9 protein-coding genes are annotated in these 6,866 nt (G+C 64.7%); 7 read left to right on the top strand and 2 right to left on the bottom strand.

The genetic code is table 11. The features are described from left to right. Positions 1-415, bottom strand: a 415-nt coding sequence (locus ACREC7_RS14995) for a cobalamin biosynthesis protein (RefSeq protein WP_431556496.1), incomplete at its 3' end; no start/stop codon positions are given. Here ACREC7_RS14995 and cobD point away from each other — a divergent pair. The 7 genes from cobD (at position 414) to modC (ending at position 6,079) form a co-directional block, all read left to right on the top strand. Next, entirely contained in the window at positions 414-1,427 is a 1,014-nt protein-coding gene (gene cobD, locus ACREC7_RS14990; protein WP_431556495.1) for a threonine-phosphate decarboxylase CobD, read from the top strand. The genes ACREC7_RS14995 and cobD overlap by 2 nt on opposite strands. A 112-nt stretch (positions 1,428-1,539) precedes the next feature. Then, positions 1,540-1,935: a thioredoxin family protein gene (locus ACREC7_RS14985; RefSeq protein WP_431556494.1), complete on the top strand. Its 396-nt coding sequence runs from the start codon at positions 1,540-1,542 to the stop codon at positions 1,933-1,935. Between the two features lie 9 nt (positions 1,936-1,944). Then, complete coding sequence (locus ACREC7_RS14980; RefSeq protein ID WP_431556493.1) at positions 1,945-2,667, top strand: cytochrome c biogenesis CcdA family protein; 723 nt, start codon at positions 1,945-1,947, stop codon at positions 2,665-2,667. Between the two features lie 140 nt (positions 2,668-2,807). After that, positions 2,808-3,320, top strand: coding sequence for a nickel-responsive transcriptional regulator NikR (gene nikR, locus ACREC7_RS14975; protein WP_431556492.1), 513 nt, complete (start codon positions 2,808-2,810; stop codon positions 3,318-3,320). Between the two features lie 274 nt (positions 3,321-3,594). Beyond that, positions 3,595-4,188: a HupE/UreJ family protein gene (locus ACREC7_RS14970; protein WP_431556491.1), complete on the top strand. Its 594-nt coding sequence runs from the start codon at positions 3,595-3,597 to the stop codon at positions 4,186-4,188. Between the two features lie 238 nt (positions 4,189-4,426). Further along, on the top strand, positions 4,427-4,891 hold the full coding sequence (locus ACREC7_RS14965; protein WP_431556490.1) for a MaoC family dehydratase: 465 nt from the start codon (positions 4,427-4,429) through the stop codon (positions 4,889-4,891). Between the two features lie 87 nt (positions 4,892-4,978). After that, positions 4,979-6,079, top strand: a complete 1,101-nt coding sequence (gene modC / locus ACREC7_RS14960) for a molybdenum ABC transporter ATP-binding protein (protein WP_431556489.1) — start codon at positions 4,979-4,981, stop codon at positions 6,077-6,079. 19 nt (positions 6,080-6,098) lie between these two features. On the opposite strand, the gene ACREC7_RS14955 is transcribed toward modC, so the two are convergent. Beyond that, positions 6,099-6,533: a response regulator transcription factor gene (locus ACREC7_RS14955; RefSeq protein ID WP_431556497.1), complete on the bottom strand. Its 435-nt coding sequence runs from the start codon at positions 6,531-6,533 to the stop codon at positions 6,099-6,101. Positions 6,534-6,866: the final 333 nt, after the last annotated feature.

Genomic DNA, 6,866 nt, shown 5'->3' with positions numbered 1-6,866 from the left:
CGCGGCCGACGATCTTTGCCACCGCTTCGCGTCCAGCTTTGAGCCCGTGTGCATCGAGCGCATCGGCCACGGCCTCTACATGCACATAGAGACTGCGCTGGGCGACGAGCGTGCTGGCGAGACACGCCAGAATGACGAGCGCGAGCGGGGCCGGAAGCTGCAACAGGGTGTATTGCAGGGCGAACGCGGGCAGCGCGGCGGCGGCGACAAGCAGGACGAGCGCGATCCAGCCGTTGAGGCGCCGTTCAGCCTCGGGCATGCTCGGGCGATTGAGCCGGCTGTCGAGGCTCTCGATCAGAGCGCCCATCCACATCACCGGATGCTTGATGCGCTCGAGCAGCGAGACGGGATAGCCAAAGGCCGCCTCGATCAGAAGGGCGCAAAGAACGGTGACGGCGTTGAACGATAAGCACATGGATCAACCCAAAGAGAGCGCGCTGGCCGGGGCTTCCGGACATGGAGGCCGCATGATCGAGGCGCGTCGTCTTTTTCCCGGCGCGCCCGAACCTTTCATCGATCTTTCCACCGGGATCAATCCCCTTCCCTACCCCGTGCCGTCTATCGCGCCATCGGCTTGGACTCGCCTGCCGGAGCCGGAGGAAATCGCGGCGCTCGAGGATGCGGCGGCGAAAGCCTATGGCGTGGCGCACGCGAGCATGGTCGTAAGCCTGCCCGGCACGCAACTCCTGATCTCGCTGTTGCCCCGCCTGTTTCCGCAAAGCCCGGTCGTGATCCTCTCCCCAACCTATGGCGAATATGCGCGGAGCTTCGCCGCTGCCGGAAGCCTGGTCGTGCAGGCGCGCACGCTTGCCGGGCTGGCTGATGCCCCTTGCGCCGTGATCTGCAACCCCAACAATCCGGACGGACGGCGCTTCGAGGCTGCGGCGCTGCTCGAATTCTTGCGCGAGCGAAAGACTGGTGGATTGGTTCTAATCGATGAGTCCTTCGCCGACCTCGAAGAGGACGGCTTGAGCCTTGCGCCGTATCTGCCGCAAAGCAACCTCATCGTGCTGCGCTCGCTGTCCAAGACCTACGGGCTTGGCGGTCTCAGGCTCGGATTTGCGCTGGCCAACCCCGATCTTGTGGAGGCAATCCGCGCCGCGCTCGGGCCCTGGCCAATCTCCGGACCTGCCATCGAGATCGGCCGCAAGGCGCTAGTCGATCGGGCGTGGCTTGGCGTGGCAAAGCGACGGCTTCACCAGGATGTCGGGCGCCTCGATCGAATGTTGCAGCGCGCGGGGTTTTCAATCATTGGCGGCACGTTGCTGTTTCGTCTGGCGGAGGGCGCCGCCGCCCCGGAATTGTTCCGGCGGCTTGGCAGCGCGGGAATTCTCGTGCGGCGCTTCGACACTAACCCATCCTGGCTCCGCTTCGGCCTGCCGGGAAGCGAAGCCGAATGGCGGCGATTGACCGATTCATTGGCCTAAAGTCCTATAGGCGCAACCGGCCTTTCACGGCCGCGTCAAGCCATAGTGATTAGGCGCAAGCTTCCGCGCGCGGCAATATGCGAACCACGCCAAAACCGGAGGTTCGCAACAGATGATCGCGCATCGGGTTCTCCTCGCCGCCGGCATTCTCGTCGGCGTCATGCTCGGCTCGCTCCCAGCCATCGCAGCCGATTGGAAGCCGTTCACCCAAGCAGACTTCAGTGCGGCGCAGAAGGATGGGAAGTCGATTCTCGTCGACATCTTCGCGACCTGGTGCCCGACCTGCCGGGCGCAGAAGCCGATCCTCGAGGAACTCACCGCCGAACCTGAGTTCAAGGATCTCGTCGTGCTCGTGGTCGATTTCGACCAGCAGGCCGATGACGTGCGCGCGCTCAAGGCGCAGCAGCAGAGCACGCTGATCGTGTACAAGGGCGCGGACGAAATCGCCCGCACTGTCGGCGATACCAATCCCGGCAACATCGAAGCGCTTCTGAAAAGCGCGCTCTAGGCCTCCGCCATGAGCCTCGGCACTCTCGGCCTCGCTTTTCTGGCGGGAGCCTTGTCGGTCCTGTCGCCTTGCGTGCTGCCGCTTTTGCCGATCATGCTCGGCGCCGCCGCGAGCGAGCATCGTTTCGCGCCGGCAGCGCTAGCCGCGGGACTTTCGCTCTCCTTCGTCGTCATCGGCCTGTTCGTGGCCACGATCGGATTCGCGGCAGGCCTCGACACAGGCGTGTTTCGCCTGGTGTCGGCAGCCCTCCTCATCGCCATCGGCACGCTGCTTCTGGTGCCGAGGCTTGGCGCTCAAGCCGCCGCTGCCGGCGGACCGGCGAGCAACTGGGTCGAAGGACAATTCGGAGGCTTTGCCGCACACGGGCTCGGGGGCCAATTCCTGCTCGGCCTGCTGCTCGGGGCGGTGTGGAGCCCTTGTGTCGGACCGACACTTGGCGCGGCTTCGATCCTCGCGGCAAAGGGCGAGAATCTCGGACAGGTGGCGCTCACTATGATCGCCTTCGGCATCGGCGCGGCCGTGCCGCTCATCGCCATTGGGCTCTTGTCGCGCGAAGCCTTGTCGCGCTGGCGCGGACGGCTGATGGAAGCCGGCGAAGGCGGCAAGGCCCTGCTCGGCGGACTGTTGGTCGCGATCGGCCTCTTGGTGGCGACAGGCCTCGACAAGAGGCTGGAGACCCTGCTGGTCGATGCCTCGCCTGGCTGGCTCACGCGTCTCACCACCCAGTACTAAGGCCTCGACCCACTTCCCGGGGGTTACGCCTAGCGCCGATTTCCCATTTTTGCTTATGTGACAACGGCGTGTGAATTCGCCACGCTTCATCCCGCCTGGCCCGATGCCGCCTATTGATGCCGCCGATTGGAGAATGCGCAATGCAAAGAGTGACGATCACGCTGGACGATGCGCTGATGGACGAGCTCGATGCCATCATCGCCGCGCGCGGCTATCAGAACAGATCGGAGGCGATCCGCGATCTTGCCCGCGCCGGCATCCGCGAAGCCGCCGAGGACATTGGTCAAAAGCGCGACTGCGTGGCGGCTCTGGTCTACACCTACGACCACGCGGCCAGGCAGCTGTCCAAGCGCCTGACATCCGCCTATCACGAGCATCACGAGCTGTCGCTCGCCTCGCTGCACGTGCATCTCGACCATGACACCTGTCTCGAGGTCACGGTGCTCAGAGGCAAGACCGACGACGTCCAGCATTTCGGCGAGCACGTGATCGCCGAGCGCGGCGTGCGCCACGGCAAAATCGTGCGCATGCCATTCGAGCCGGCCAAGGCGCGCAAGGTTTCGCACAGCCACCACGGCCATCATCATTCCCACGGCCATGACGGGCAAAGGCCGGCGCGTCGCGTAAAGCGTCTGCGCAAAACCGCGCGCTGAGGCTTTCCTCGTAATGCCCCGCCTTGTGCGGACCATCCACGAATTTCCTCGGAGGATGCAAAGGCGTGGATGGCCGGGTCAAGCCCGGCCATGACGACTTGTGGTGACCGGCGCCCACGCCGGTAAGACGGATTTCATCAAACTGCATACCAACTAAGCGATCACAATTACGCTTGCGCAGTTGTGACGCATGGCGCGCCGTGGTATGCGGTTTATCGTAAGTGTGCTTACCCGCTTGCGAACATGATTTACAGTCCAGGGAGGGAGATACTTCATGAAGCGGTTTCTTCAGCTTGCAACCTTCACGCTATTCCTCGCTCCGACCGCGGCTCTCGCCCATGTCGGCGTCGGCAACACGAGCGGGTTCATGCACGGATTCGTGCATCCGCTCAGCGGCCTCGACCATCAGCTCACCATGATCCTGGTCGGCGTCTTTGCCTATCGGCTCGGCGGACGCGCGCTATGGCTGGTGCCGCTCACTTTCGTCGCGGTCATGGCGTTAGGCGGTTTTCTCGGCGTCGCCGGCATACCGGTTCCGTTCGTCGAAATTGGCATCGCGCTGTCGGTGATCGTGCTCGGCGCCGTCATCGCCTTCGGCGTCAAGGCTTCGGTCGCGGCGGCCATGGGCGCGGTTGGTCTGTTCGCCATTTTCCATGGGCATGCCCACGGCTCGGAGATGCCGCTGGATGCCTCAGGCTTCGAATACGGCCTCGGCTTCATGCTGGCCACGGCGGTTCTCCATGCAGTGGGCATCGGCATCGGTATGCTGATCGGCATGTCCAGCCGGACGCTCGGCAACAACGTCTATCGCCTGGCAGGAGGTCTTGCCTCGGCCGCAGGGCTAGCGCTTCTGCTCGGCTACGTCTGACCGTCTTGCGAAGCTCAGTCGCAGCGAACGGTGCCGCTTCGGCGCCGTTCTGTTTTTCACGCCTTCTCTCCTTGAGCGCTCGATGCCTGGTACAACTGGCTGCGCCGGGAACTCGCCGCGGCCGGCGCCGCCGCCTTCGCCCAGGCGATGCCTGGCGAAGTTGGACCAGCCGCTAGTCGCATGAGCGAGCGGGGGGTCATGCGTCGAATGACGATTCGCCGGTGGACGGATCATGACGATGGCGGGTGAGATAGGCGGAGAGGATCCGCTCTATCTCGATGACCTTCAGGTGGGGCAGCGCTTCGTCAGCAAGACCCTCCTCGTCGACGAAGCCGAGATCAAGGCGTTCGCCCGCCAGTTCGATCCGCAACCGTTTCACCTCGACGAGGCGGCCGCCAAGGACAGCCTGTTCTCCGGCTTGGTGGCGAGCGGCTGGCACACCGCGGCGATGACCATGCGCCTGCTGGTCGAGACGGGATTGCCGCTGGCTGGAGGCATCATCGGCGCCGGAGGGGAACTCTCCTGGCCGCGGCCGACCAGGCCGGGCGACATCCTGCGCGTCGAAAGCGAGGTTCGGGAGATCATCCCCTCGCGGTCTCGGTCGGATCGCGGCGTCGCGTTGGTGCGCATCGTCACGCTCAATCAGCGCGACGAAGAGGTGCAGATCCTCGTGGCCAAGCTGATCGTGCCGCGACGCCCCTAGCAGCGATCAGCCGACCAGCGATTAGCGCTGCCGCCATGCTATGTATAGCGCCAGTGTCTCTATCTATTGTCTGATGGCTGGTTTCACATGATCCGCGTGGACGTTGCGCTGAAGCTCGGTGACTTCGATCTCGACGTCGACTTTGAGAACGGCGCGGGCATCACCGCCTTGTTCGGCCGGTCGGGCTCGGGCAAGTCGATGACCATCAATCTGATCGCCGGCCTCAGGCGCCCGGATCGCGGCTGCATCGTGCTCGATGGCCGTGTTCTGGTGGACACCGAAGCCAATATCTTCGTGCCGGCCTATCGGCGCCGGGTCGGGCTCGTGTTCCAGGACGCTCAGCTCTTCCCGCATCTCAGCGTCAGGCAAAATCTCCTGTTCGGGCGCTGGTTCGCGCCGAAGGCGGCGGCGAACATTCCGTTTGGGCCGGTAGTCGAGACGCTTGGGATCGGGCACCTGCTCGAGCGCAAGCCGGCGCGCCTTTCCGGGGGCGAAAAGCAGCGCGTGGCCATGGGCCGGGCGCTGCTCGCCTCGCCTGAAATCCTGCTGATGGACGAACCGCTCGCCTCGCTCGACACCGAGCGCAAGCTCGAGATCCTGCCGTTGATCGAGTCGCTCCGCGACAATCTGCGCATTCCCATCGTGTACGTGTCGCATGCCGTCGACGAGGTCGCGCGGCTCGCCTCGCGCGTCGTGGTGCTGGACAACGGTCATGTGGTGGCGGCAGGCACGGTCGAAGACGTCCTGGGACCAGGCCTGAGCGGCACCGGGTTAAGCCGCTTCGCCCGGTCTTCGGTGGTCGCCGGCAGGCTTGCCGCGGTCGATGCCGCTTACGACCTCACCGAGATCTCGCACCCGGCCGGAACGATCTGGCTCACCGGCCGCGCCGGCCCGATCGGCCGCGAGGCGCGCGTCGTCATCAGGGCCACCGACATCACGCTTGCCAAGACGCCGGCGCAAAATCTCAGCGTGCGCACCACGCTTGCCGGCACCGTCGCCGGTATCGAGGCCGAAGACGATGGTCCGCTCGCCGGGGTCTCCATCGACCTCGACGGGCACGGCCATCTCTTCGCGCTGGCGACGCGCAAGGCCATCGACGAGCTTGCGCTTCGCCCCGGCGATCGCGTGTACGCCCTGGTCAAGTCGGTGGCGCTCGACGAACGTGCTGTCGCAGCGGCGGAAGCCTGACCCTCTAATCGACCCGGCGCTAGGCGGCGGCGTTTTCCAGAAATGCGCCGAGATGCGTGCGTGCCCAGATCGCGGCCTGGGTCCTGTTCTGCAGCCTGAGCTTCCGAAGGATGGCCTTCATATGCACCTTCACCGTCGACTCGGTGATCACCAGCTTGCGCGCGATGATCTTGTTCGACGCGCCTTCGGTGAGCGTGCGCAAAATCACCAGCTCGCGACGCGACAGGCTTCTTGCGACGTCGTTGCCAGGCATCGGCAGCTCGCCCGCCGGCCCGCGAGCCTCAAGCGACCGCATATCCGCGAGCCTGGGCGGGAACAACTGTATGTTTGCCGTGCGGTCATTGTCGGCCGAGAGCTCGCTGCCGACCGCGACGACGCCCGTCTCCGGACCAGCCGGCGAGGTGAGAGCCATCTGCTGAAAGTGCGGATGCATGACGGATTGGCCGAGCGCCACCAGCTCCAACGACTTGATGAGCTGCTTGCTCGGAATGTCTTGACGGAGGAAGCCGCAAGCTCCCGCTTGAAAAGCGGGAAGGATGCAGGCAGCGGTGTGCGACGCGGTGAGAATGACAGCCCTTACGCTCGGGTTTGCGGCCACCACGCTCCGCACCAAATCGTTGGCGGCCGGCCCGCATTCGTTAACCCCAACGAGCCAGATGCACACCCCCCCGGACGCCAACACGCCTTCGGCGTCCTGATTGAGCGCAGGAAGGATGTGCACTGGACGAAAGGAGGATTTGCTTAGAATTTCCCTCAGCCCGTCGCGAACGAGAGCACACCGATGAGT

This window comes from Methyloceanibacter sp., assembly GCF_050728395.1.
Classification (GTDB): Bacteria; Pseudomonadota; Alphaproteobacteria; order Rhizobiales; family Methyloligellaceae; genus Methyloceanibacter.
Note: the sequence above shows the minus strand (reverse complement) of the source record. Positions and strands in the feature narration are given on the sequence as shown.

Excerpts from the sequence above, each read along its gene's own strand:
- cobD (WP_431556495.1), top strand. The coding sequence starts at position 414 with ATGGATCAACCCAAAGAGAGCGCGCTGGCCGGGGCTTCCGGACATGGA.
- ACREC7_RS14985 (WP_431556494.1), top strand. The coding sequence starts at position 1,540 with ATGATCGCGCATCGGGTTCTCCTCGCCGCCGGCATTCTCGTCGGCGTC.
- ACREC7_RS14980 (WP_431556493.1), top strand. The coding sequence starts at position 1,945 with ATGAGCCTCGGCACTCTCGGCCTCGCTTTTCTGGCGGGAGCCTTGTCG.
- nikR (WP_431556492.1), top strand. The coding sequence starts at position 2,808 with ATGCAAAGAGTGACGATCACGCTGGACGATGCGCTGATGGACGAGCTC.
- ACREC7_RS14970 (WP_431556491.1), top strand. The coding sequence starts at position 3,595 with ATGAAGCGGTTTCTTCAGCTTGCAACCTTCACGCTATTCCTCGCTCCG.
- ACREC7_RS14965 (WP_431556490.1), top strand. The coding sequence starts at position 4,427 with ATGGCGGGTGAGATAGGCGGAGAGGATCCGCTCTATCTCGATGACCTT.
- modC (WP_431556489.1), top strand. The coding sequence starts at position 4,979 with ATGATCCGCGTGGACGTTGCGCTGAAGCTCGGTGACTTCGATCTCGAC.